This is a genomic window from Marinobacter halodurans (assembly GCF_004327985.1).
GTDB classification, from domain to species: Bacteria; Pseudomonadota; Gammaproteobacteria; order Pseudomonadales; family Oleiphilaceae; genus Marinobacter_A; species Marinobacter_A halodurans.
Genome location: NZ_SJDL01000015.1, coordinates 32,039 through 55,748, shown reverse-complemented (window position 1 = coordinate 55,748; position 23,710 = coordinate 32,039). Strand labels below are relative to the sequence as shown.

At 62.2% G+C, this 23,710-nt stretch carries 17 protein-coding genes; 10 read left to right on the top strand and 7 right to left on the bottom strand.

Translation table 11 applies throughout. The features are described from left to right. Positions 1–29: 29 nt before the first annotated feature. The 4 genes from EZI54_RS11215 to EZI54_RS11200 all read right to left on the bottom strand — a co-directional run bounded on the left by EZI54_RS11215 (position 30) and on the right by EZI54_RS11200 (position 5,609). A complete protein-coding gene (locus EZI54_RS11215) occupies positions 30–608 on the bottom strand; it encodes a peroxidase-related enzyme (protein ID WP_242674427.1) in 579 nt (192 codons plus the stop codon). Between the two features lie 11 nt (positions 609–619). Continuing rightward, positions 620–1,786 (bottom strand): zinc-binding dehydrogenase, encoded by a 1,167-nt coding sequence (locus tag EZI54_RS11210; RefSeq protein WP_131481977.1) that lies wholly within the window; start codon positions 1,784–1,786, stop codon positions 620–622. A 41-nt stretch (positions 1,787–1,827) separates the two neighbouring features. After that, on the bottom strand, positions 1,828–4,332 hold the full coding sequence (locus EZI54_RS11205) for a cation-translocating P-type ATPase (RefSeq protein ID WP_131481976.1): 2,505 nt from the start codon (positions 4,330–4,332) through the stop codon (positions 1,828–1,830). A gap of 95 nt (positions 4,333–4,427) precedes the next feature. Continuing rightward, complete coding sequence (locus tag EZI54_RS11200) at positions 4,428–5,609, bottom strand: NnrS family protein (RefSeq protein WP_131481975.1); 1,182 nt, start codon at positions 5,607–5,609, stop codon at positions 4,428–4,430. A gap of 117 nt (positions 5,610–5,726) precedes the next feature. Between EZI54_RS11200 and EZI54_RS11195 the strand changes: the two genes are divergently transcribed. After that, positions 5,727–6,104 (top strand): SirB2 family protein, encoded by a 378-nt coding sequence (locus tag EZI54_RS11195; protein ID WP_131481974.1) that lies wholly within the window; start codon positions 5,727–5,729, stop codon positions 6,102–6,104. Between the two features lie 58 nt (positions 6,105–6,162). Here the strand turns inward: EZI54_RS11195 and EZI54_RS11190 are convergent, their stop codons facing one another. The 3 genes from EZI54_RS11190 to EZI54_RS11180 all read right to left on the bottom strand — a co-directional run bounded on the left by EZI54_RS11190 (position 6,163) and on the right by EZI54_RS11180 (position 11,743). Further along, positions 6,163–8,832 carry a nitrate/nitrite transporter gene (locus EZI54_RS11190; protein WP_131481973.1) on the bottom strand — a complete coding sequence of 890 codons (2,670 nt, stop codon included), beginning with the start codon at positions 8,830–8,832 and terminating at the stop codon, positions 6,163–6,165. Positions 8,833–9,172: 340 nt separating this feature from the next. Beyond that, positions 9,173–9,826: a two-component system response regulator NarL gene (gene narL, locus EZI54_RS11185; protein WP_131481972.1), complete on the bottom strand. Its 654-nt coding sequence runs from the start codon at positions 9,824–9,826 to the stop codon at positions 9,173–9,175. Between the two features lie 54 nt (positions 9,827–9,880). Next, positions 9,881–11,743: a histidine kinase gene (locus tag EZI54_RS11180; RefSeq protein ID WP_131481971.1), complete on the bottom strand. Its 1,863-nt coding sequence runs from the start codon at positions 11,741–11,743 to the stop codon at positions 9,881–9,883. Between the two features lie 238 nt (positions 11,744–11,981). On the opposite strand from EZI54_RS11180, the gene EZI54_RS11175 reads away from it, so the two are divergent. The 9 genes from EZI54_RS11175 to EZI54_RS11135 all read left to right on the top strand — a co-directional run bounded on the left by EZI54_RS11175 (position 11,982) and on the right by EZI54_RS11135 (position 23,684). Then, complete coding sequence (locus EZI54_RS11175) at positions 11,982–13,265, top strand: MFS transporter (RefSeq protein ID WP_131481970.1); 1,284 nt, start codon at positions 11,982–11,984, stop codon at positions 13,263–13,265. Between the two features lie 89 nt (positions 13,266–13,354). Continuing rightward, positions 13,355–17,104, top strand: a complete 3,750-nt coding sequence (locus EZI54_RS11170; RefSeq protein ID WP_131481969.1) for a nitrate reductase subunit alpha — start codon at positions 13,355–13,357, stop codon at positions 17,102–17,104. After that, entirely contained in the window at positions 17,101–18,660 is a 1,560-nt protein-coding gene (gene narH, locus EZI54_RS11165; RefSeq protein ID WP_131481968.1) for a nitrate reductase subunit beta, read from the top strand. The genes EZI54_RS11170 and narH overlap by 4 nt, the downstream gene beginning before the upstream one ends. Positions 18,661–18,670: 10 nt before the next feature. Next, complete coding sequence (gene narJ / locus EZI54_RS11160) at positions 18,671–19,411, top strand: nitrate reductase molybdenum cofactor assembly chaperone (RefSeq protein ID WP_131481967.1); 741 nt, start codon at positions 18,671–18,673, stop codon at positions 19,409–19,411. A gap of 17 nt (positions 19,412–19,428) precedes the next feature. Further along, a complete protein-coding gene (gene narI, locus EZI54_RS11155) occupies positions 19,429–20,106 on the top strand; it encodes a respiratory nitrate reductase subunit gamma (protein WP_131481966.1) in 678 nt (225 codons plus the stop codon). Positions 20,107–20,157: 51 nt separating this feature from the next. Further along, positions 20,158–20,967 carry a peptidylprolyl isomerase gene (locus EZI54_RS11150; protein ID WP_131481965.1) on the top strand — a complete coding sequence of 270 codons (810 nt, stop codon included), beginning with the start codon at positions 20,158–20,160 and terminating at the stop codon, positions 20,965–20,967. A 182-nt stretch (positions 20,968–21,149) separates the two neighbouring features. Further along, a complete protein-coding gene (gene moaB, locus EZI54_RS11145; RefSeq protein ID WP_131481964.1) occupies positions 21,150–21,713 on the top strand; it encodes a molybdenum cofactor biosynthesis protein B in 564 nt (187 codons plus the stop codon). After that, positions 21,713–22,978, top strand: coding sequence for a molybdopterin molybdotransferase MoeA (locus tag EZI54_RS11140; protein ID WP_131481963.1), 1,266 nt, complete (start codon positions 21,713–21,715; stop codon positions 22,976–22,978). The genes moaB and EZI54_RS11140 overlap by 1 nt, the downstream gene beginning before the upstream one ends. Next, the gene (locus tag EZI54_RS11135; protein WP_131481962.1) at positions 22,944–23,684 is read left to right on the top strand and encodes a Crp/Fnr family transcriptional regulator; all 741 of its coding nucleotides are present in this window, start codon (positions 22,944–22,946) and stop codon (positions 23,682–23,684) included. Before EZI54_RS11140 ends, EZI54_RS11135 begins: the two co-directional genes overlap by 35 nt. The last annotated feature ends 26 nt before the right edge of the window (positions 23,685–23,710 follow it).

The following is a 23,710-nucleotide window of genomic DNA, read 5'->3' as shown; positions in this document are numbered from 1 at the left end:
ATCCAGCGAGCACCGTCGGCCTTCCGGAGTTACCGCCCGAATGAATAGAACTCCTCGTTCGGACGCATGTTGCTGACATTAGCGATACGATTGGACATCCCGAAGAAGGCCGAAATTCCGGCAATATCCCAGATGTCTTCCTCACTGAAGCCATGCGCCTTGAGGGCATCGAAGTCGCGTTCGTCGACTTGCTGCGCCTTTCCGGACACCTTCATCGCAAAATCCAGCATCGCCTTCTGCCGATCCGTAATGTCCGCCTTTCGGTAGTTCGTGGCGACCTGATCCGCGATCAGCGGGTTCTTGGCCCGCACGCGCAGTATGGCGCCATGCGCGATGACGCAATACTGGCACTCATTGGCACTGCTGGTCGCCACCACAATCATTTCCCGCTCTGCCTTGGTGAGATTGCCCGGTTTCTCCATCAGGGCATCGTGGTAGGCGAAGAAAGCGCGGAATTCATCGGGACGATGGGCCAGGGCCAGGAAGACATTGGGGATGAACCCGGACTTCTCCTGAACGGCTTCGATTCGTTCACGGATATCGTCCGGCAGGTCATTGAGATCAGGCACCGGAAAGCGGCTGATCCCTTTGTGGGTTGTTTGATCCACGTCGGTCTCCATCAGGTGGATGACGGGGTCAGCCCGAATGGCTGCCCATGCTCGGCCCACTCGGAATCCGGCACGATCACGATCTTGCCCAGGTAGCCGCTGCCGCGATTAACGAAATAGCGCTCCGCCTCGTGCAGGTCCGACAGTTTAAAGGCCGCATGCAGTACCGGCTTGAGTTGCCCGCCGCGGATCCAGTCCATCAGCTGTTCCGCCTCCTCCCGCGTGCCGTGGGACACACCGAAGATCTGGACCTGGTACAGGTAGATCCGCGTCCACATGATTTCCGTGACGTTATCGGCACTGGCCCCCGCGATGCTCAGCCGCGGATAGTCCTTGCGGGCGTTCATATCGAAGATCATGGCGTCAATGAAATGGTTGGTCATCTCGCCGCCGGCCAGATCCATGACGGCATCCAGCGGCGCACCGCCCGTCACCGCTTTGACCTGCCCCTCAAACTGGCTCATGTCGGATCGGTCCAGCACCGCCTCGGCGCCCAGCGCCTTCAGCTCGGCGGCCTTGCTTTTCTGGCTCAGCGCATACGGTATGGCGCCGACTATGCGACAGAGCTGGATCAGTGCCGTGCCGACACCGCCACTGGCGCCGGTGACCAGTATGCGCTCGCCCGCCTTTACGCGGGCCGAGGTCATCATGTGATACGCCGTCTGGTAGGAGCACATGCCCATGGAGGCAAGTTCGGCGTCGGCCAGATCCGGGTTGGGTATGTGGTGGAACTGATCGGATGGCACGGCGATGTATTCCGCGTAGCCGCCATCGGCACCGTGGCCGTAGTAGTCCGGCGTCAGGTTGATGTCGCGGCGATCATCCGCGTAGATGTTGAAGTCCAGCAGACCCCGCTCGTCGATCCGCGATTCGTCGACGCCCTCGCCTACCGCGACAACCCGCCCGACGACATCCGCTCCCTGAATCCGTGGAAAAGTCAGCGTCGGCTCGCCGCCCATGGCGAAGGACGTCACATCACCCTTGTCCCTGGTGGGATACAGACCTTCGCGCGCCTTGCGGTCGGTGTTGTTCTTGGCGGTCGCCGTCACCTTGACAAGAACCTCTCGGCGCCCTGGCTTTGGGGTCGGCACATCGTCCCGATAAACCAGCTTGTCCACATCGCCATGGCCGGTCAGTACCATCGCCTTCATCGTTCCCGGAATCGCACGTTCGTTCATGTTGAGCTCCCCTGATCCATATGGTGGATGACGGCATCGCGTTATCTGGAAACCTTACCAAACCCCGTGGCAGATCGCCTATCGGCAATTGCCAACCGGCCAATCCGCCTTTCAACGATCAATGGCAGGCAGGCCACCGCCGCCCCTATCAGCGCAATGAGCCAGTCCTCGCCATGCAGGGGCCTCAGGTGTAATAGCCCCGCAAGCCCGGGAACCTGGACCAGCAGGATCACTGACAGCAACGCCATCAACGGCACCAGTCGGGCCCAGATCCCGTTGAGGCGGCTGAGTACTACAGTCATGGCCGCTCCGGAAAACACCAGCGCCGCAAGCGCCATTGCCCGGGCATGTTCGACATCCTGTTCCAGGCTACGCTCATAACTCCAGTAGACCAGTACCGTGACCCATGCGCCCGTCAGAACGATACTCCACACCTGGGCGCGACTGAAAAACCGCAGGCGGCCCTTGGGAGGCAGCCGATTGAGGATGTCTGCCTCCGGCAGAGCCTGAAAAACCAACAATGCCGTGGGATGAATGATCATCTCCAGCCAGACGATATGGATCGGCAGATACAGTATCGGATAGCCCATCAGCGGAATCAGGGCAGCCGTCAGAACCAGTGGTATGTGGATCATCAGGAGATACTGGAAACTCAGTTGCAGGTTGGAGAACAGCTGCCGGCCTTCGGCTATCGCGCCCACGATGGTACGAAAGTTATCGTCCATCAGCACGATCGAAGCGACTTCCCGGGCGCTGCGGGTTCCCCGCTCCCCCATCGCGATGCCCACGTCCGAGGCCTGCAGGGCCGGAACATCATTGACCCCATCCCCGGTGACCGCAACGATCTCCCCCCGGCGCCGCAGATCATTGACCAGGGCCAGTTTCTGGGCCGGCACCGCCCGGGCGACCACATCCACAACCAGAGCGTCGTTCCCGTCCGGCTGCGCCAGGCGAATCATGAGGTCATCCCCGGTAATGACACGGGGTACCGGGTCGCCAAGGCCGATTTCAGCAGCCACGGCCCTTGCGGTCTCGGGATGATCCCCCGTGACCATGATGACCTTGATTCTGGCGTTCCGGCACTGGCTGATCGCATCGGCAACGCCAACCCGGGCGGGATCCTCGAAGGCCAGCAACCCCTGAAACCGGAAATGGCTGTCCGGCTCAACGGAGGACTCTTCGCCAGGGAACCCGTCCCGTCTGGCGCAGGCGATCACCTTGTGCCCTTCGCCCGCAAGCCGCCGGGTCAGTTCCAGCCAGCCGTCCGCTTCACCGGTGCCATGGTCGCACAGGGCGAGCACCGTCTCCGGAGCGCCCTTGACTGCTACGTACGCCCCGCCATCGTGAGACAGGATGCAGGTCTCGCGCTTGCGATCCTCCGTAAAAGGGAAGCGGGCCACAACCCGATCCCTGGCTACTGGGCCGGCCTCGAGAATGGCGTCATCCATGGGATCCCCTGACCTCTCGTGTGACGCCGCCGAGGCTGTGGCAAGCAATTGCCGCTCATCCATCCCTTCTGCCGGGTAGCAATGAGCCAACTTGAGACGCCCCTCCGTCAGCGTGCCGGTCTTGTCCGAGCAAATCGTGGTCACCCGTCCGATGTTCTCAACCACCACGGCCCGGCGAATCAGTGCATGCCTTTTGGCAAGCCGGTATACCCCGACCCCGAGGAAGAAGGTCAGCACCACCGGAAACTCCTCCGGCAGCGCCGCAACGGCCAGCGTCAGAGCACTGACCAATGCATCCAGCCAACCGTGTCCCTGGTACAGCCGAACAGCCGCCATTAGAAAACAGAACGCAAGGGCGGCCAGTAGCAGGGTGCTCACCAGACGGGCAACGGCTCTCTGCAGCGGCGTCCGCTCCTGGCGACCGCCCAGCGCTGTCTGGACAATCTCACCATACAGCGTTTCCCGCCCGGTGAAGACCACCCGGAGCTTTGCGGTGCCGGACAGTATCCGGGTTCCGGCAAAGCCCCAGAAATGGTCGCTGATCGTCTCGTCACTATCGTCCGCGGGAAGCGTCGGCGCTGACGACTTCCGGACCGGATAGGCTTCTCCGGTCAGGGCCGATTCATCGACCTGCAGCGAGCTGACATCAAGCAGCAGGCCATCCGCAGGAAAGGGTTCGCCCGCAGCGACCTCAACCAGGTCGCCCGGGACCAGCTCCTGGGTATCGACAACCTGTCGCCCCGACTGACGAAGTACAGTGGCCTGGGCCGCCAACTGGCTATTGAGGCCAGCCGTAGACGCCTGGGTTCGGCGATGCAGGAAGGCGTCCATCCCGAAGAAAGGTACCAGGGCCGCCAGAAGGACCAGGGATTCGGTCCGCTCCCCGATGAACCAGAAAATGATGCTGGTGCCAAGCAGGAACCACAGCATCGGATCCCTGATGGTGTTTCCGAGCAATGCCCTCAAGCCACCGGGAGGTGTCTCAACGATCAGATTGGTACCAAAAAGCAGCCGCCGGGAAGCAACCTCCTCCGTCGACAGCACCTGCCCATCCGACGGCAGGACACGGCGACGTTCAGAGGTGAGGATTCGTTTCATGGGCCGGTCGACCTGATGGCACCCGAAGGCGTTATCGTCTGTTTAGCAGATGACGCGGGTCACCGGGTTGCTCCATATCAATCTCCGCTCAGGGATCATCCCGGAAGACCATCGCTCCGTGGCCGCATCAGGATCCCGGCATAGCGCAGCAGGAACAGGGCGAACGCCAGCATCCAGAGCAGACCGCTCAGCATGACACCGGACTGCCAGGCAATACCACCCAGCGCGGTCACCACGCGAACCACGGCCGCTGCCTGGATGGCGAGAAACGCAACGACCATGCCCCGCGGCAGTGTCAGCGGGCGACCTGTGTGACCGAGCGACACCCGCGCCATCACGCCGAGGATCAGGCTGGCGACAACCCCAAGGCCGGCGGCATGGGTCCAGACGCTGGCCGGCCAGCCGAAGAGCGAACTCCCTGCGAACAGGAGCAACGCCACCGGTATCCAGAGCAGTGAAAGGTGCAGGATCCACAACAGCGGGTTGCGTGCCACCAGCCAGCCTTTCCAGCCGGCAAGGCGCGCCAGCATCAGCGCCGCCGCAACCAGGGCAGTGACCATGGATCCCCACCGTGCGCCTGAGAGGACCATCAACGACAGCCCCAGCATGGCGGCAACCTGAAGCGCATCAAGTGTCGGTGCAACCCGGATCGTTGTCGCCTCGTCCCGACCCTGTTGCCGCAGCCAGCCTGTCGAGAACGCGGGAGTAATCCGACCGCCGATAATCCCGGAGAGCGCCATGGCCAATACCAGCGCACCGGACACAAAGACCGGGTTGAAGGTGCGGACATAGGCGATCTGCATGAACCACAGCAGGCCGAGAACCACCAGAAGCATCAACTGCCGACGTTGACGTGCGCGCCAGATGCGCCAGCCGGCGTCAGCCATGACCAGCGGAATGAACGCCAGGTTGACACCCTGGACCAGGGCCTCGGGCCAGCCCTCCCCCAGCGCCAGCAGCAGGCGCCCGGCCAGCCAGACCAGCCACAGCCCCATCAGGCGAAGCCCGTGGGTGCGCTCGGTCTGTGTCCAGACGCAGACTGCCGTAAGCAGGAATCCGGCAATAGCGGCGGAGAGGAAGCCGAACAGCATTTCATGCCGGTGCCAGGCCAGGGGTGGCAGAGCCAGCGGCAGGTCCAATCGGCCTGTCACGACCGCCACCCAGAGCGGAACCCAGAGCAACGCCATAACGGCAACGGACAGGAAGAAGATCCTGAACGGATAGTTGAACAGCTGCCCCGGAGAGGCGGCATCGAGGGATACAGACTGGCTTTGCATGGCACGACATTCCATCGTTGACTCTGTAGCCAGACTAAAGGTATTTCCTTTATTTTAAATACACCTCAATGAGTACACCGACATACCCCCGATGACAGTGGACGCCAGGAAATCACCATGTCGCTCTATATTCTCCTGAAAACCATTCATGTTACGGCCGCCTGCCTGACGGCTGGGCTGTTCACCCTCCGTCTGGGCCTGGATGCCCTTGACCGCCCGGGTTGGCGTCACACGCCACTGAGATGGGTGCCACACCTCAATGACACCATCCTGCTTGCGGCCGCTGTCGGCCTGCTGTTCGTCACCGGATGGATGCCCGGCGTACATGGCTGGCTGACGGCAAAGGTCCTTCTGCTGGTGGGCTATATCGTAGCCGGGCGCTTCGCCATCAAACCGATGTACAGTCGAAACACCCGAATCGTGGCCGCCATCCTCGCCCTTGGGCAACTGGCCCTGATTTTCTGGTTGGCTATCAACAAGCCGGTACTGTGGTGAATGTGGGGGCAAAAAAAGGGCGCCCCGAAGGACGCCAAGGTCTAACCCGTGCGTACCCCTAGCACGGATAGGGAGCATTGCGCCTGGAGTAATACCACCAGGTCAGCAGCATGCAACTGGCATAGAAGACGATGAAGCTGATCAAGGCGGTGGCGACACCGCCGGTCAGGTCGATGGACGTGCCATAGGATTTGGGAATGAAGAAACCTCCGTATGCCGCGATGGCCGAAATGAAACCCAGCACCGCCGCAGATTCCTTGTTCGCCGCCTTTTCGGCCTGGGCCTTGTCACCATTGCCCGCCTCACCCATCAACAGTTCGCGGAAGATGATCGGCACCATGCGGAAGGTGGAGCCGTTACCGATACCGGAGGCCGCAAACAGCACCAGGAACATCAGGAAAAAGCCCCAGAAATTACCGCCGCCCGCCTCGCCCGGCAGGAAGCTAAGCACGCCAAGGATACCCAGGATCATTACCGCAAACGTCCAGAAGGTAACGTTGGCGCCCCCCAGTTTGTCCGCCAGAATCCCTCCGACAGGCCGGGTCAACGCGCCGACAAGCGGACCCAGGAAGGCGAACTTGACCGGATCGACGCCCGGGAACTGCATGCCCGACAACAGCGGGAACCCGGCGGCAAAGCCGATGAAGCTGCCGAACATGCCCAGGTACAGCCAGCACATGCGCCAGTTATCCGCGCGGCGGAAAATCACCGCCTGATCGCGGAAGCTGGACTTGGCATCGGCGATGTCGTTCATGCCAAACCAGGCCGCAACCGCTGCAATGACGATCAGGGGCACCCAGACGAAGGCCGCGTTCTGGAGCCACAGCACATCCCCGGCGTTGCTGCCCGTGACCACGGTCAGGCTGCCGCCTGCCCAGTCACCGAATACACTGCTGGCGATGACCAGGGGGGCGAGCAACTGCATACCGGACACGCCCAGGTTGCCGAGGCCGGCATTCAGGCCCAGGGCCGCGCCTTTCTGGGACTGTGGGTAGAAAAAGCTGATATTCGCCATGCTGGAGGCAAAGTTGCCGCCACCAAAGCCACACAGCAGTGCCAGGATCAGCATGACCAGGTAAGGCGTTCCGGTATCCTGGATGGCGACGCCGATCCACAGGCAGGGCAGGAGCAGCGATGCCGTGGAGATGGCGGTCCAGCGGCGCCCCCCGAAGATCGGCACCATGAAACTGTAGAAGATGCGCAGGGTGGCCCCGGAAAGCGCCGGCAGGGCTGCCAGCCAGAACAGCTGGTTGGAGCTGTAATCGAAGCCCAGCTTCGGCATCTTGACCACCAGGATGCTCCAGATTGTCCATACGGAGAAGGCCAGGAACAGGTTGGGGATCGAGATCCACAGGTTACGGCGGGCGATCTGTTTACCCTTAGTCTCCCAGAAGTCCGCATCCTCCGGGTGCCATTCGTCGATAACCAGGCCGGACGGGGTGGACAGCTCGGGAAGGTCGGTCTTCTCCTCCTTCTGTTTCCATTCCAGGCGCTCGGCGGACCGTATCGCATGGTGCATCCAGGTGAGCGCCCCGGCCACGATCAAGAACAGCAGCATGAAGCAGCTTTGCCAGATGCCGAGGACGTCGTTGAGCATCCCGAAGGTCAGAGGCATCAGGAAACCGCCCAGGCCACCGATCATCCCGACCACCCCGCCGACGGCACCCACGTGGCGCGGGTAATAGACCGGAATATGCTTGAACACCGCCGCCTTACCCAGGGACATGAAGAAGCCGAGAACGAAGGTCACGACGATAAACACGGGCAGGCCCATGGCCACCCGGAACCCGATCTCGCCACGGATGCCCTGGATCGTATAATCCGTGGGCGGGTAGCTGAGCAGGAAGGTACAGATAACCGAGGCGATCAGCGTCCAGTACATCACCCGTCGGGCACCGTAACGGTCGGACAGCCATCCCCCGAGAATGCGGAACAGCGATGCCGGCACGGTATAGAGCGCGGCAATGATCCCTGCGGTGGCGATATCCAGTCGGTAGACCTCGATCAGGTAGTGCGGCAGCCACAGCGCCAGCGCCACGAAACCGCCGAACACGAAGAAGTAGTACAGGGAGAAACGCCAGACCCGGAACTCGGACAACGGCGCCAGCTGCTGCCGGAATGATTCCCGGCCGCGGTCCTGGCGCTCGGCAACCAGCGGATCTTCCTGGGCCACGATGAAGAAAACGACGCCCATAATGGCCAGCACGGTGGCATAGACCTGCGCGGTCCCCTGCCATCCCAGGGCCAGGAGCAGGAACGGCGCACCGAAATTGGTCAACGCAGCACCCACGTTCCCGGCCCCGAAAATTCCCAGCGCGGTTCCCTGCCTGGACGGCTCGAACCAGGCGGCGGTGTAGGCAACCCCCACAATGAACGAGCCACCGGCCAGACCCACGCCAAGGGCGGCGACCAGCAGCGTGGTGTAGCTCTCGGCAAAGGTCAGCAGATAGACACAGGCGGCAGTCAACAGCATGACCAGCGAGAAGACCCGGCGCCCGCCGATGCGATCCGACCAGATACCCAGGAAGAAGCGACTGATCGAGCCCGTCAGTATGGGCGTGGCCATCAACAGGCCGAGTTGGGTTTCGGAGAGCCCGAACTCCTGTTTCATTCGAAGACCGATGATGGAGAAGATGGTCCACACTGCAAAACAGAGTGTGAATGCCAGTGTGGATATGCCCAGGGCCCGATACTGGTCCCTTTTGGCAGGGGTTGCTGATGTCGCCATATTGTTCTCCAGATGGCTTTCAGAGAGTTATGGCAACTGTAGAGAGGGCACCGTAAACGGAAATTGATATTTCTCAAGCCGCACCCGCCGCCTCCCGTCCAACCTGGGAGAGGCGCGCATAATGGTTAATATTTCTTTTTGTTTTCAGACATTTGGAGCTCTATACCACCGATTGGGTAAGGCCCAAGAAGGCGGGATTCATCGGAGGTATCCCGCTTTTCCGTCAGCGGTCTGGCGGCGGTGCGGGCAGCCACGCCTGGCTGTATTGCGCGACCGCCGGGGGAGGAACGCGGCGGGTACCTCTGGACGCACGACGACGTTCAGGATTGAGCGTAAGGTCTTACCTCACCCCCTCCTCAACCGCCCAGACAGCCACCTCGACCCGGGAACGCAGGTTGAGTTTCTTGAGCAGGTGTTTGACGTGGACCTTGACCGTGCCGTCGCTGATATCGAGACGCCGCCCTATCATCTTGTTGGAAAGTCCGTCGGCAATCAGCTTGAGAATATCCCGCTCGCGGGGGGTCAGGCTCTCATAGTCCGGCTTTGCCTCAACCGGCGCCTTCTGTGAGCGCAAGGCCTGGGCCAGGAGCGTTGTCAATTTGTCGCTGATCACCATCTTGCCGACGGCCGCCTGCTTGAGCTGGTCGATCATGTCCAGCGGCTCCATGTCCTTGAGCAGGTAACCGTCCGCACCGGCCCGGAGCGCGTCCACAACATCGTCCTCGTGATCCGATACCGTGAAGATCACGATGCGCGAGCTGATGTTCTCGGCGCGCAGCTGTTTCAGCGCCTCGATGCCGTTCATATCCGGCATATTGAGGTCGAGGAGAATGAGATCGGGTTCAATCTCCAACGCCTGCCGGACGCCGTCAGGAGCGTTGCTGGCCTCCCCCGCCACCGTCATGGCCGGCTCCATTTCGATCAGCTGCTTGATGCCCTGGCGTAACAGCGGGTGATCATCGATCAGCAGGATGCTTGCAGGGACGTCGGTCATAGATGCTCCAGGCTCTCTCATTTGCTCGTTTGTTATCGATTCACGGTCACCACGTCAGCCGGCCGAGACCTCAGAGGACATGACGTGGCGACTCTTCGGAACGAAGGTTAACAGGATTTCCACTCCACCGTGCTTTCGATTGCCCACGGTCAGTCTGCCACCCAATGTCCTGGCACGGTCCTGCATGATGATCATGCCGTAATGCTGCAGCGGCTGGTCGCCCCCCGGAAGGCCAACGCCATTGTCCAGGATGGCGACCTGAACCTGCGGCGAACGGAAGCCAACGCGGACGGTCACTTCACTGGCCTGGGCGTGCTTGACCGCATTGGCCAGCGCCTCGCGGATAATCTGCAGGATATGGATCTCCTCATTGGGCGAGAGGATGCGGGCGGGCAGCTCGTACTCCAGCTGCACCGGAGCGCCAAGGCGCTCGGCAAATTCACCCACGGTCTGTCGCACGGCGGTGGCCAGATCCGGCGTGTCGAGCTTCAGCCGGAAGGTGGTTAACAGTTCCCGCAACTGACGATAGGCGCTGTTCAGACCATTGCTCAACTCATCCAGTATTTCCGCGTGGAATGCACTCTGCTCACCGGCTACTTCCAGGCGGCTGAGCCGGGCGACCTGCATTTTCAAGTACGTCAGGGATTGCGCCAGCGAGTCATGAAGCTCCCGGGCGATCACCGCCCGTTCCTCCGCCAGCGTCAATTGCTGCTCTTCCGTAATCTGACGTTCCAGGAAAATGGCTGTAGCCAACTGGTCACAGAGCGTTTCCAACAATCGCCGTGACGACTCGGGCAATGGCTCATTCGCCGGGTACCACACTTCCAGAGTGCCCAGCAGTTGGCCGTTGGTGCGGATGGGCAACAGCAAGCGTCGTCCGTCGTTGTCATCGGATGGCAGGGCATCATATTGCTCCGGCGTCACAAGACAGGCGTTGCAATCGTGATCCCTGCAATAGAAAGGACGCTCACGGGTAGCTGTGACGATCGCCTGGACAGGTTGCGGCATGTTTTTATCGTGCAGGAACAGGCGTATGGGCCCGATGCCGAGCAGTTGCTCCAGTTCCTGCAGCATGGGGATGGCGCCGTTGCACAGGTCATGGCTCGCATACAGCGTGCGGCTCGTCCGGTGCAGCAGTTCCAGGGCCGCGTTACTGCGCTCCAGCTCCACCGTTTTCTGCCGGGATTCAGACTCCAGTTGCTGGTAGCTGCGACTGAGCTGGCTGGTCATCTGATCAAAAGCCCTGCCCAGGTGGGAAAGTTCGTCGGAGCCACCCAGGTGGGCTTTCTGGGAAAAGTCCTTGCGGGCCACGGCCCCGGCCACGTCCACCAGTCGTCCCAGCGGCTCGATCACCCGCCTCTTGAGGTCCACGAACAGGAACAGGAAGATCAGGATCGACAGGACCAGGCTGGCCACCTGAACCACGTTCATGACCTGAACGCGGGCTTCGGTGCGCTCCTCCAGCAACAGGACAAACCGGTTGATCTCGCCGACAAAACGCTCGATGTGGTCACGTAAACCCTGCTCAAGAGCCGCCTTCGGCGTTAATGCCATTAACGGTCTGATGTCGTCTTTCCAGCGGCTGAGCACCACCTGGTATTGCTGGTGCAGGGCATGAGCTGAATCATCCGGCAGGGTGTGGGTCAGTTCCGGGGAACGGAGCCGGTCGCCAAACTCATCCACTTGCCGGGACAAATCGTCTCCAGAACGTGCAACACCCGCGCGGTCGAGCTCATAGACGTCCGAAAGCAGGCCGTAACTGTGCAGGCGCAGCGACCCGGCGATATTAATCGCGGTGGCACTGCCCTGGATGCTGGTGGATATCATCAGTGACGCCAGCATGTTGGTCAGCGCAACCAGCGTTATGGCGCCGACGAACAGTGTTATGCGGTGTACAAGTGAAGTATTGGATGCCATAGGGATTCGATAAGCCCGTTCGATCTGCCTCATGATAGCAAGTCACGTCCCTGCGTCATCCTTTGTTCCACTCAAACGACGCCCGCCAGGTGTGATCTACCTCCAATGGCTAACCGCCTACCCCCTGCGGTTATCCCTCTTAAGATTCGTTGCACTCCAATTCCCGCACGCGAAAACTAAATAGGTACAGGAACATCCGACACCCCAGATCCATAGGCTGTGGAGCACGAGCAATGCAATGAAAGCACCGCAGATACGAAAAGACACCCTGCTGTCACTGACAGGCATCCTGCTGCCTACCTATGTCGCCTTCTTTGTCGCATTTGGCTGCTGGACGCTGCTTGCGGTGATCGGGGTCCATATCCGGACACAATTGAACCTGTCCGACGTCGAGTTCGGAACCCTTCTGGCGCTCCCCGTCCTTTCAGGGGGTCTGTTGGCCATTCCGGCTGGCATCGCCACCCAAAGGTTCGGCACCAGACGTGTGATGCTCGGATGTCTGGCCGGTCTGGTGCCTGTGCTGGCGAGCCTGGGCCGGGTCGAGAGTCTGTGGGGCTACCTTCTGGTAGCCTGCGGACTCGGTCTGGCAGGCGGGACGTTCAGCGCGGGCCTTCAGTTTATCTCCAGCCGTGCTCCGCCCCAGCATCGCGGACTGGTGCTCAGTCTCTTCTCCACAGGTATGCTCGGAGCCGGGTTCAACTATTATCTGGTCTCGTTAATACACGAAGCCTACAGTTGGCGCTCAGTCTCCACAGCCTACATCATCCTGCTGGTGTTGGTGACGATCCTTTACGCCCTCCTGACGGAAAGCGATCCGCCGGCAGCGCACCGGTCGGGGCAGAGCCGGATCAGGGCTAACCTATCGCTGCTTCTGCAAGCGGATGTGCAACTGCTTTGCGTGCTTTTCGCCCTGAGCGGCGGCGGAATACTGGCGCTGACACTGTGGCTGCCGGATTTCATCAGCGCCAGCCTGGGGTTGCCATTCAACACCGGTGCCCTGCTGGCCATGGGGTTTATCGTCCCGGCTTCCCTTTGCCAGGTACCCGGCGGCTGGCTTGCCGACCGTCTGGGAGCGGTGCCAGTATTGCGTCGCGCCCTGACGGCCGCCCTACTTCCGGGACTGCTGCTGTCCTACCCCAACATGTCGCTGGACGTCGAAGGGGCCACCCACATCCTGCACCTGCAGTTTGGCTGGTCCATCATGGTTGAAGTGGGTTTGATCGCCCTGCTGGGCATGCTGTTGGGGGTGGCCTTCGGCAGCCTGCTGCGACTCCTGGTGGAGCTACAGCCGGATCACGTCGCCTTCACCGCCGGTCTGGCGCTGCTGTCCGGTTGCCTTTCCGGCTTTCTCCTGCCACTGCTGTTCGCCATGGCGAATCAATGGATTGGCGTTCGCAGTGCGGCCTTCATGCTTCTTTTCGGCTTCTCTGCGCTAACCCTCCTTGCCCTCAACCTCCATAGTCGACGGCATATGCGCCACCGGCTGCTTAAGGGGGAGAAGGCCCTATCCCCTTGGGGGTAGAACCCGGCTATGTCGGGGTAACCACGCAGATTCCAGGGTTTTTCCTGTTCACAATGAGCGTCGTGCAATAACGATCTCGGGGAGAGACCATGAGTCATCTGATCGATAAACTGAGTTACTTCAAGAAGAAGCGCGAGCCCTTCGCCAACGGCCATGGCGAGACTCATGCCGTCAACCGTGACGCCGAGGACGGCTACCGCGGTCGCTGGCAGTACGACAAGATCGTACGCTCCACCCACGGTGTGAACTGCACCGGCTCGTGCAGCTGGAAAATCTACGTCAAGAACGGCCTGGTGACCTGGGAAACCCAGCAGACCGACTACCCGCGCACCCGCCCGGACCTGCCCAACCACGAGCCCCGCGGTTGCCCGCGCGGCGCCAGCTACTCCTGGTACATGTACAGCGCCAACCGCCTGAAGTACCCCCTGGCCCGCAAGCACCTGCTCAAGCTCTGGCGCGAAGCCAGGGCCAGGTTCAGAGATCCGGTGGACGCGTGGACGTCCATCGTCGAGGATCCGGCCAAGACCGCCGAATACAAGACCCGCCGCGGCATGGGCGGCTTTGTCCGCTCCAGCTGGGATGAGCTCAACGAACTGATCGGCGCCGCCAACGTCTACACCGCCAGGACCTACGGTCCGGACCGGGTGGTCGGCTTTTCGCCAATCCCCGCCATGTCCATGGTGTCCTACGCCTCCGGTGCCCGCTACCTGTCGCTGATCGGCGGTGTCTGCCTGAGCTTCTACGACTGGTATTGCGACCTGCCGCCGGCCTCCCCGCAGACCTGGGGCGAGCAGACCGACGTACCGGAATCCGCCGACTGGTACAACAGCGGCTACATCATCGCCTGGGGGTCCAACGTGCCCCAGACCCGGACCCCGGACGCGCACTTCTTCACCGAAGTCCGCTACAAGGGCACCAAGACCGTGGCCATCACCCCGGACTACGCCGAGGTGGCCAAACTCTCCGATGAATGGATCAACCCCAAGCAAGGCACCGACGCCGCCCTGGGCCTGGCCATGGGCCACGTGATCCTAAAGGAATTCCACGTCGACAACCCCAGCCCCTACTTCACCGACTACGTGCGCCGCTACACCGACATGCCGTACCTGGTGATGCTCGAACCGCACGAAGACGGTGGCTACGTACCACGCCGGTTCCTCCGTGCCAGTGACCTGGTGGACGGTCTGGGCGAGAGCAACAACCCCGAGTGGAAGACCGTCGCCATCAACGAGAACGACGGCAGCCTGACCGCCCCCAACGGCTCGATCGGCTACCGCTGGGGCGAGAAAGGCAAGTGGAACCTGAAGCAGAACGCCGGCGGTGAACAGCAGGATGTCACCCTGCGCCTGTCCCTGACGGAGGCCCACGACGAGGTGGTCAAGGTCGCCTTCCCCTATTTCGGCGGCATCCAGCACGAGCACTTCAAGCACGTGGAACTGCGCGACACCCTGACTCACAGCCTCGGCGCCCGGAAAATCACCCTGGCCAATGGCGAACAGGCCCTGGCGGTGACCGTATACGACCTGATGATCGCCAACTACGGCATCGACCGGGGTCTGGGCGAGGACGACGGCGCCACGTCCTACGACGACAACGCGCCCTACACCCCGGCCTGGCAGGAAACCATCACCGGTGTGCCCCGGGACAAGGTCATCCGCATTGCCCGGGAATTCGCGGACAACGCCCACAAGACCCGCGGCCGTTCCATGATCATCGTCGGTGCCGGCATGAACCACTGGTACCACATGGACATGAACTACCGCAGCCTGATCAACATGCTGATCCTGTGTGGCTGCATTGGTCAGAGCGGTGGCGGCTGGGCCCACTACGTCGGCCAGGAGAAACTGCGCCCGCAGACCGGCTGGCAGCCGCTGGCGTTCGGTCTCGACTGGCAGCGCCCGCCGCGCCACATGAATGGCACCTCCTTCTTCTACGCCCATTCCGGACAATGGCGCTACGAGAAGCTGGGCGTGGACGAAATCCTCTCCCCACTGGCGGACAAGTCGAAATTCACCGGCAGTCTGATCGACTACAACGTCCGTGCCGAGCGCATGGGCTGGCTGCCTTCCGCACCCCAGCTCAACCGCAACCCGCTGACCATCGCCGCGGAAGCGGAAAAGGCCGACCTGGAGGTGTCCGATTACGTGGCCCGGTCCCTGAAGGACGGCTCCCTGGCGTTTGCCAGCGAGGATCCCGAGGCACCGACCAACCATCCGCGCAACATGTTCATCTGGCGTTCCAACCTGCTGGGTTCGTCCGGCAAGGGTCATGAGTACATGCTCAAGTACCTGCTGGGTACCAAAAACGGCCTGCAGGGCAAGGACCTGGGCGAAACCGGTGGCGTCAAACCGCAGGAAGTCAAATGGCACGACGAGGCCCGCGAGGGCAAGCTCGACCTGCTGGTCACCCTGGACTTCCGCATGTCCACCACCTGCCTGTACTCGGACATCGTCCTGCCCACGGCCACCTGGTACGAGAAGGACGACCTGAACACCTCGGACATGCACCCGTTCATCCACCCGCTCACCGCGGCCACCGATCCCGCCTGGGAAGCGCGCAGTGACTGGGAGATCTACAAGGGCATCGCCCGCGCCTTCTCCAAAGCCGCGGTAGGCCACCTGGGTGTCGAGAAGGATGTGGTGACCCTGCCCCTGCAGCACGACGCACCGGCCGAACTGGGCCAGCCATTCGACGTGAAGGACTGGAAAAAAGGCGAGTGCGAGCTCATTCCGGGCAAGACCGCGCCCAATTTCGTCACGGTGGAGCGCGACTACCCCAACACCTACGCCCGCTTCACCTCCCTCGGCCCGCTGCTGGAGAAAGCCGGCAACGGCGGCAAGGGCATCAGTTGGAACACCGAAAAGGAAGTGAACTTCCTGCGGCAGTTGAACTACCAGCACCTCGAAGGCGCCAATGCCGGCCAGCCGAAGATCGAGAGCGCCATCGACGCGGCCGAAGTGATCCTGACCCTGGCCCCGGAAACCAACGGTCAGGTGGCGGTTAAGGCCTGGCAGGCGCTGTCCGACATTACCGGCCTGGACCACACCCACCTGGCGACCAACAAGGAAGAGGAGAAGATCCGCTTCCGCGACGTGGTGGCCCAGCCGCGCAAGATCATCTCCAGTCCCACCTGGTCGGGGCTCGAGGACGAGCACGTGTCCTACAACGCCGGCTATACCAACGTCCACGAGCTGATCCCCTGGCGCACCCTCACCGGCCGCCAGCAGTTCTACCAGGATCACGAGTGGATGCGGGCCTTCGGCGAGAGTCTGCTGGTCTATCGGCCGCCGATCGACACCAAGACCTCCGGTCCGATGCTGGGCGTCAAGCCCAACGGCTTCCGGGAAAAGGCGCTGAACTGGATCACCCCGCACCAGAAATGGGGTATCCACAGTACCTACAGCGAAAACCTGCTGATGCAGACCCTGTCCCGCGGCGGCCCCATCGTGTGGCTGAGCGAGGACGACGCCCGCGAACTGGGCATCGAGGACAACGACTGGATCGAGCTGTTCAACCTCAACGGCGCCCTCACCGCCCGTGCGGTGGTCAGCCAGCGGGTCATGCCCGGCCTGGTGATGATGTATCACGCCCAGGAGCGCCTGGTGAACATTCCCGGCTCTGAAATCAGCGGGACCCGGGGCGGGATCCACAACTCGGTCACCCGGGTTTGCCCGAAACCGACCCATATGATCGGGGGCTATGCCCAGTACTCATACGGGTTCAACTACTACGGCACGGTCGGTTCCAACCGGGACGAGTTTGTCGTGGTGCGCAAGATGAAGAATGTCGACTGGCTCGACGGCGAAGGCCAGGACGAAGTACAGGAGGCCGCCCAATGAAAATCAGATCCCAAGTCGGCATGGTGCTCAACCTGGACAAGTGCATCGGTTGCCACACCTGCTCGGTCACCTGCAAGAACGTCTGGACCAGCCGCGAAGGCATGGAATACGCCTGGTTCAACAACGTCGAGACCAAACCCGGCATCGGTTACCCCAAGGAGTGGGAGAACCAGGACAAATGGAAAGGCGGCTGGCTGCGCGACAGCAACGGCAGGATTCGCCCGCGTATCGGCGGTCGCTTCCGGGTACTGGCGAACATCTTCGCCAACCCGGACCTGCCGGAGATCGACGACTACTACGAGCCGTTCGACTTCGACTACCAGCACCTGCATACCGCCGGTGACAGCAAGCACCAGCCGATCGCCCGACCCCGCTCGCTGATCTCGGGCGAGCGCATGAAGAAAGTCGAATGGGGCCCCAACTGGGAGGAAATCCTCGGCACCGAGTTTGCCAAGCGCCGCAAGGACAGGAACTTCGACCAGATCCAGGCGGACATCTACGGCCAGTTCGAAAGCACCTTCATGATGTACCTGCCGCGCCTGTGCGAGCACTGCCTGAACCCGGCGTGCGTGGCCTCGTGCCCGAGCGGCGCGATCTACAAGCGCGAGGAAGACGGCATCGTGCTGATCGACCAGGACAAGTGCCGTGGCTGGCGGATGTGCGTTTCCGGCTGCCCCTACAAGAAGATCTACTTCAACTGGAAGACCGGCAAGTCCGAGAAGTGCATCTTCTGCTATCCGCGTATCGAAGTGGGCCTGCCCACCGTGTGCTCGGAAACCTGCGTGGGTCGCATCCGTTACCTGGGCGTGCTGTTGTATGACGCCGACCGCATCGAGGAAGTGGCCAGCACGCCGGGCGAACAGGATCTGTACGAGAAGCAGCTGGAGATCTTCCTCGACCCGTTCGATCCCCAGGTGATCGAGCAGGCCCGCAAGGACGGCGTACCGGACAGTGTCATCCAGGCCGCCCAGCGCTCCCCGGTCTACAAGATGGCGGTGGACTGGAAACTGGCCCTGCCGCTGCACCCGGAATACCGCACCCTGCCCATGGTCTGGTATGTGCCGCCACTGAGCCCGATCCAATCCGCCGCTGAGGCCGGCAAGATCGAGTTCGAAGGCGTACTGCCGAAGATCGAGAACCTGCGTATTCCGGTCAAATACCTGGCCAACCTGCTCACCGCCGGTGACGAAAAGCCGGTGCTGCGGGCGCTCAAGCGGATCCTGGCGATGCGTTACTACAAGCGGGCGGAAACCGTGGACGGTGTCGAGGACCTGTCACCGCTGGAGGCCGCCGGGCTCAGCAAGACCCAGGCCGACGAGATGTATCGCTACCTGGCCATTGCCAACTATGAGGACCGCTTCGTCATCCCCACGACGCATATGGAGCTGGCGAAGGAAGCCTTCCCCAATCGTGGCGGCTGCGGCTTCAGCTTTGGCGACGGCTGCACCGGCGGCGACAGCGACTTCAGCCTGTTCGGCGGGCGCAAGCAGACCACCAGCATGGTGCAGAAGCTGAGCACCGTGAAACAGGTCGACCCGAAGCAGCTGCAGGACTGAGGAGAACAACATGCAAACCCTACGTGTGATCGCCCGCCTGCTGGAGTACCCCACGGCGGAACTGCAGGCCGCCCAGGACGAACTGGTGGCGGCGGTCTTGGCGGACGACCGCCTGCCGCCCCAGCAGAAGCACGCCCTGCTCACCTGCATCGAACGGCTGTGTGTCGGCAACCTGATGGACCTGCAGGAGAACTACGTGTCCCTGTTCGAACGCGGGCGCTCCCTGTCGCTGCTGCTGTTCGAGCATGTCCATGGCGAGTCCCGCGACCGCGGCCAGGCCATGGTGGACCTGATGAACCACTACGCCGAGGCCGGCCTGGAGCTCGACGTGCGTGAGTTGCCCGACCACCTGCCCCTGTTCCTGGAGTATCTCTCCACGCGCGACTGGCTGGAGATCCGGACCTGGCTGGAAGACATTCACCACATCCTGGGCCTGCTCGCCGAGCGCCTGCACCAGAGGGAGAGCTTCTACCAGTTGCCCTTCGACGCGTTGCTGACCCTCGCCGGCCAGGCGCCGGATCGGCAGGAACTGGCCACGTTGGTCGCCGCTGAAGAACGGGATGATACCCCCGAAGCCCTGGACAAGGTCTGGGAAGAGGAAATGGTCAAGTTCCTCGACGACCAGGGAGAATCCTGCGGTAACAGCAGCCTTGTCGGCCAGCGCCGGCACGAGCTTGACCAGGTCCAGCGTGTCCACCTCAGTGACGAACTGATGCAGGACGCCGTGAAACAGCAGATTGGTGGCGCCTGAGGCGCAGGAGAACTCTCATGGACTATCTGAACACACTACTTTTCGGCATCTATCCCTACATCGCCCTGGCCGTGTTCTTCATCGGCAGCTGGGCGCGCTACGACATGGGGCAGTTCACCTGGAAAGCCGGTTCCAGCCAGATGCTGGCCAAGGGCGGGATGCGGGTGGCCAGCAACCTGTTTCACGTCGGTATCCTGGTGATCCTGTTTGGGCACATTGTCGGCCTGCTGACGCCCCACTGGGTCTACGAGCCCTTCATGAGCGCCGGAACCAAGCAGGTGATGGCGATCGTCGTGGGTGGCGTGGCGGGTGTGGCCTGCCTGATCGGCGCCGCGATGCTGACCTACCGTCGCCTGACGAATCCGCGTGTGCGGGCGGCCGGCAGCGTCGCCGATATCCTGATCATCGTGATCCTGCTCATCCAGGTCTCGCTGGGATTGCTCACCATCATCCCCACGCTGGGCCATCTGGACGGGCATACCATGCTGCTCTTCGGATCCTGGGCGCAATCGATCTTCACATTGCAGGGCGGCGCCGCCGATTACATCCGGGACGTGCACTGGATCTATAAAGTCCACATCTTCCTGGGGCTGACGATTTTCGTGCTGTTTCCCTTCACGCGGCTGGTCCATGTTTTCAGCGCTCCCCTGGAGTACCTGGGGCGTCGTTACCAGGTTGTCCGTCGCCGTATCTAGTCGCCCAACCCCGAACAACCGGGAGCTTCGGCTCCCGTACGGAGCAAACCAATGAACCTGATCAACGCCATTGATGTCAGCGACCTCAAAGAACATCCGTTCCCGGCGGTCCGGGTCGCCGGCGAGGAAATCCATGAAGACCGCATCGCCGCGGAACTTCAGTATCACCCGGCGGACGAAATCGGCGAGGCCTGGCATCAGGCTTCCTGCAGCCTGGTGATCCGCGAACTGCTGCTGCGCCAGGCTGCTGAGCTGGGTATCGAAGACGATCTGGATGAGGAGCAACGCATCGCGGCGCTGATTGACCAGGTCATCGACGTGCCAGAACCCGACGACGCCAACTGCCGGCGCTTCTTCGACGCCAACCCGGAGCAATTCCGCACGCCGACGCTCCTGGCGGTCAGTCACATCCTGCTGGCTGCCGCGCCGGACGATATTGTCGCCCGGTCCGAACAGGAAGACACCGGCAGGCGACTGATCGCCAGCCTGGCCGACGGTCGGGCCGACTTTGCCCGGCTCGCGCTGGCCCACTCCGCCTGCGAATCCCGCAAGCAGGGCGGACAGTTGGGGCAGATCGCCAAGGGCCAGACCGTCGAGGAGTTTGAGCGTGTCGTCTGGCGGCTGCCGGAAGGGCTGCATTCGCAGTTGGTCGAGAGCCGCTACGGGTGGCATGTGGTGCGCGTCGACCGGCGGATCGAGGGACAACCGCTGTCGTACGAGCTCGCCAAATCCACCATCCGCCGCTATCTCCAGGAGAAGGTCACCCGGCGCTGGCTGCGGCAGTATATCCAGACGCTGGCGCTGGAATACGGCGTCGAAGGCGTCGACCTGGAACTCCCCGACTCGCCGCTGATGCAGTAGGTTTTCCTGCCCTGTTTTTCCGCCCCGGTGGATGCGAATCTGCCGGGGCCTTCCCAGCCTGCGACGGGTCCGGATATACCCCAATACACCTGCCCGACTACCCCCTCTGGGGGAGCGAACAACGCGCCCGGCCGCCGTACCATTGAGGACAGTAGAAACCTGATTTCCCGGAGGATTCCCGTATGTCCCATGCCTCGGCTGACAGCCCGTTCCAGTCATTGGATATTGCCATACTCACCGTCTCGGATACGCGAACCCTGGCCAACGACCAGTCCGGCGATACCCTGCAGCGCTGCCTTGAGGAGGCCGGCCACCGGCTCATCGAGCGCCGGTTAGTGAAGGACGACATTTACCAGATCCGGGCCGTAGTGTCGGACTGGATTGCCCGTGCCGACCTGCCGGCCGTGCTGGTCACCGGGGGCACCGGTTTCTCCGGCCGCGACAGCACACCAGAAGCGCTGCTTCCCCTGTTCGACAAAGTGGTTGAGGGTTATGGAGAACTGTTCCGGCACCTCTCCCTGGCCAGCATCGGCACCTCAACGATCCAGTCACGGGCGGTCGCGGGACTGGCGAACCGGACGCTGATCTGCGCCATGCCGGGCGCCCCGCGCGCCTGCGCTTTAGCCTGGAACGACATCATTGGGCCCCAGCTTGACAGTCGTCACCGCCCCTGCAACTTCGTCGGCGAACTGGTCGCCCGAAGGGGCGAGCATTGTGCTTCACGGTCAGAGGGGGAGCCGGCCTGATGAGTGACTGTATCTGTGATACTGAAAGCCCTGCGGCCCGCGACGGCAAACGGATGAACATTCTGATGCCGATCTCCGCCGTGCAGGCGGCTCTGGCACGTGAAGCGGAATGCCTTGCGGGTATCGAGAAGTTGCCACTGGCCCTCTGTCGGGGTCGTATCCTGGCATCGTCCGTCACTGCACCTCTGTCCGTGCCTCCCCGAGACAACAGCGCCATGGACGGTTATGGCCTGCGACTGACCGATCTGGACGATAGCGCTGAATTCCCAGTCTCCCAACGGGTGCCAGCGGGCGTGCTTCCCCCGGCACTGCAACCGGGTTCTGCGGCCCGTATCTTCACCGGTGCTCCGTTGCCGGCAGGCGTCGATACCATCGTTCCGCAGGAACAGGTGGAGTCAGTGGGACCGGATCGCATCCGGATCAACATCTCCCCGACCCGTGGACAAAACATCCGTCGCGCCGGCGAAGATGTCGAGGCCGGGAACCTGCTCCTGAACGAAGGGACCCGCCTGGAAGCACCGGAGATGGGGCTACTGGCCAGTCAGGGACTGGCCGATATCAACGTTCGCACACGCCTGAAAGTCGGCATATTGACCAGCGGCGACGAGATCGTATCGCCTGGTCAGGAGCTGGGGCCGGGACAGATCTACAACGCCAATGCCTTCTCGCTGCGGGGTGCCCTGGAGCGCCTTGGGTGCGATGTCGGGCCCGCCGTCCAGATTCCCGACAGCCGGGGGGCAACCTGTCTGGCCCTGGAACAGGCCGCCCGGGATCACGATCTCATTGTCACCAGCGGTGGTGTCTCGGTCGGCGACGAGGACCATGTCCGCCAGGCGATCAGGGAACTGGGATCGCTGACCCTGTGGGGCGTGGCGATGAAGCCGGGCAAACCGTTCGCGTTCGGTTACGTCGGGGCCACACCAGTCCTCGGACTGCCGGGCAACCCCATGGCCGCCCTGCTCACGCTGGAAGTCCTGGCCGGTGACTATATCCGGCGCCTGATGGGCGTCACCGTGCGACCGGCCATTCCCATCCGCGTGCACGCCGGTTTCAGCCGGACGCGAGCCATTCCCAGGCAGGAATACCTGCGCGTCAATCTCAAGAACTGGCGGGGCCAGTGGCACGCCACCCTGTCGGGATCCCAGGGATCCGGACTGTTGTCCGTCGCCTGCCGCGCGGACGGCTACCTGATCATTCCGCCCTATCAGGCGATCATTGAAGGAGCGCAATATGAATTTGTCCATCGCGATCAGCTCTACCGCTGACAACATCGTCCATCACGCATCATTCTGCGGTGACGATGCGACCGATGCGTTGCGACTCCATGCCCTTTTCAGCCACCTCAGCGAGCGGGATTTCCGGGCGCTGTCGATGCGTATCCGGCGGATCAACCTGGCCCCTCACGAACTGATCTACAGGCAGGATACCGAAGCCCACCATTTCTACTTCATGGTATCCGGGCAGTTGCGCCTGTACCGCCTGGACTACTCGGGGTTCGAGCGCACGCTGGATAGCCTGACGGCAGGCGACTGCCTGGCGGAGGTGATGATTTATGCCAATCCGGCGCGTTACGCCTGCTACGCCGAGGCTCTCAAGCCCAGCCTGGTGCTGAGCATTCCCATCGATGCCTATCGGACGCTGATCCGGTCAAGCACCGATTACGCCGAAAACGCCCTGGCCCACTATGCCGCGCGAGCCGTGTCCCGTTTCCACGACCTGGAAATCATGACCGTGCAAAGTGCGCGGGAGAGAGTCATCCGCTACCTCCTGGATCTGCTGCCGGAAGGCGCCAAGCGGGATGGCGAGATCGAGCTGCCCCTGCCCAAGTGTCTCATTGCCTCGCGTCTGGCCATGCAGCCGGAGACCTTCTCGCGGCAGCTCAACGAGCTCAAGAGCAACGGTCTGCTGCGGGTCAATGGCAGCCGGCTGGTGATTCCGGACGCCCAGCGCCTGATGCAGCTCAGCCGATAGGACAAATCCAGCAGAGACTTTCCGGG